The following is a 2,445-nucleotide window of genomic DNA, read 5'->3' on the forward strand; positions in this document are numbered from 1 at the left end:
CATCGAGCATCCGGGTGATGAACTCACCGCTCCAGGCGGCGACCCCGACGACGTTCTCCTTCTCGTACCCGTCGATGATCGGGCTGACGCCGAGGAAGCCGACCTCGCTGTACTCGGGATCATTGACCGTGCTGTCCTCGGTGTGCCGCTCGGCCATGATCAGATCCGGCGTCAGCGTGATCTCTTCGCCGTCGCGGACGACGCCGATCTGAACCTGCCCGGAGCCGGCGGCGCGGATATCCGCGGACACCTGTTCCCAGGACTCCACCGGCTGGCCGTTGAACGACACGATCTCGTCACCGGGCAAGACTCCTGCCGCCGCCGCGGGAGCATCTTCGTCGCCCGGCTGGCACTCCACCCGTTCTTCGGACGCGGGGATGACGCACTCGCTGACCTGGCTGACGGTCGGCGCCAGGACCGGCTTCTCCGGGTTGCCGAAGGTCATCAGGACGCCGCCGGCCAGCAGCAGCGCCAGGACCACGTTCATGGCCGGACCGCCGAGCATCACGATGAGCTTCTTCCACCAGGCCTTGCGGTAGAAGACGCGGTCCTCGTCGCCGGGCTGGATCTCTTCCTTGACGTTGCGCCGCGCGTCCTCGATCAGGGCCTGGAAAGGCCCGGTGCTGGCCTTGCGCAGCTTGTTCGGGTCGCCACCCGGCTCCGGCGGGAACATCCCGATCATCCGGATGAAGCCACCGAGCGGGACGGCCTTGAACCCGTACTCGGTTTCGCCACGCTTGCGGAACCAGATGGTCCGCCCGAAGCCCACCATGTACTGAGTGACCTTGATGCCGAAGAGCTTGGCCGGAAGGAGGTGGCCGATCTCGTGGAGTGCGATCGAGAGCATCAGCCCCACGAAGAACAGCAGGATCCCGACGACGACGAGCAGGTCCACCTAGCGCCTCTCCCTCACGGTCCTGGCGTCACCCGGCACAGCCTGGTCTGCGCTCACTACTGTCCTTCCGATGCGATGATCTCGCGGGCACGCGTTCTGGCCCACTGCTCCGCGGCTAGAACGTCCTCGATGCTCGTGACGTTCCCTTCTTCAGAGTACTCGTCCAGCACGCGGGCGATCGCATCGACGATGCCAGTGAACGAGAGCCGATGATCATGGAAGGCGTCGACGCATTCCTCGTTGGCGGCGTTGTACACCGCGGGGACGGTGCCGCCCCGCTCTCCCGCTTCCCGGGCCAGCGCGACGGCCGGGAAAGCGTGGTTGTCGAGCGGGAAGAACTCCCAGGTCGAGGCGGTGGTCCAATCGCAGGCGGGAGCCACGTCGGGGATCCGGTCCGGCCACGAGAGTGCCAGGCCGATCGCCAGGCGCATGTCCGGAGGGCTGGCCTTGGCCAGGGTCGCGCCGTCGACGAACTCCACCATGGAGTGCACGATCGACTGCGGATGCACGACGACCTCGATCGCGTCGAACGGCACGTCGAACAGCAAGTGTGCCTCGATGACCTCCAGCCCTTTGTTGACCAGAGTGGCGGAGTTGGTGGTGATCACCCGCCCCATGTCCCAGGTGGGATGTGCCAGCGCCTGCTCCGGTGTGACGCCGGCCAGCTCGTCCCGGCCGCGCCCGCGGAACGGTCCTCCGCTGGCGGTCACGATCAGCCGCTTGACCTCCTCCGCACTGCCGCCGCGGAGGCACTGCGCAAGTGCGCTGTGCTCGCTGTCGACCGGCACGATCTGTCCAGGCCGGGCGGCCGCCTTCACCAGCGGGCCGCCGGCGATCAGCGACTCCTTGTTCGCCAGCGCGAGCGTCCTGCCGGCATCCAGGGCCGCCAGCGTGGGCGCCAGCCCGATGGATCCGGTGATGCCGTTGAGCACCACGTCGCATTGCTGGCCGGCCAGTTCGGTCGCCGCGTCCGGTCCGGTGAGGATCTTCGGCAGCGCGTACTCACCCGAGCTGTAGCCGTGCTGCTGAGCCTCGGCATAGAAGGCCAGCAGAAGGTCCTCGGCAGCACCCGCCCGGGCGACGGCGACGACCTCGACGCCGAGTTCGAGGGCCTGCGCCGCGAGCGTGGCGGGATCACTCCCCGCGGAGGCGAGCCCGGTCACCCGGAACCGGTCCGGGTGGCGCTTCACCACGTCGATCGCCTGGAGACCGATCGACCCGGTGGAGCCGAGGATGATCACGTCGCGGGGTTGCCCGGCTCTGTCTGCGCTCACACAGCTATTCTCCACCCCGGCCTGCCCTCCCGGGCCACCGTCCCGCGCACAGCCGGAGATCGCCGACGTTCGGTGGGGTGATCACCACACCGACCGTCGGCAGTCACGCATCGGCGCCGGATCTCACGCCGCGGCGCGCCCATCCGACGGCACGTCCGGCGATGCACCCGGCCCGTCCGTCGACGGGTCCAGTTCCACCGTCGCGGGCGATGCCTCCGACGACGCCGAGTACGGGTTGGTCAGACGGTGCGGCCGGACGACGACGAACACAACGAG

At 68.4% G+C, this 2,445-nt stretch carries 2 protein-coding genes; both read right to left on the reverse strand.

Annotated elements, in window-relative coordinates; all coding sequences use genetic code 11:
• On the reverse strand, positions 1 to 895 hold an 895-nt coding region (locus tag ELR45_RS12105; RefSeq protein WP_205856467.1), incomplete at its 3' end, for a M50 family metallopeptidase.
• 56 nt (positions 896 to 951) lie between these two features.
• Positions 952 to 2,169, reverse strand: coding sequence for a 1-deoxy-D-xylulose-5-phosphate reductoisomerase (dxr, locus tag ELR45_RS12110; protein ID WP_129666257.1), 1,218 nt, complete (start codon positions 2,167 to 2,169; stop codon positions 952 to 954).
• Positions 2,170 to 2,445 lie beyond the last annotated feature (276 nt).

The organism is Phytoactinopolyspora endophytica (assembly GCF_004138495.1).
Taxonomy (GTDB): Bacteria; Actinomycetota; Actinomycetes; order Jiangellales; family Jiangellaceae; genus Phytoactinopolyspora; species Phytoactinopolyspora endophytica.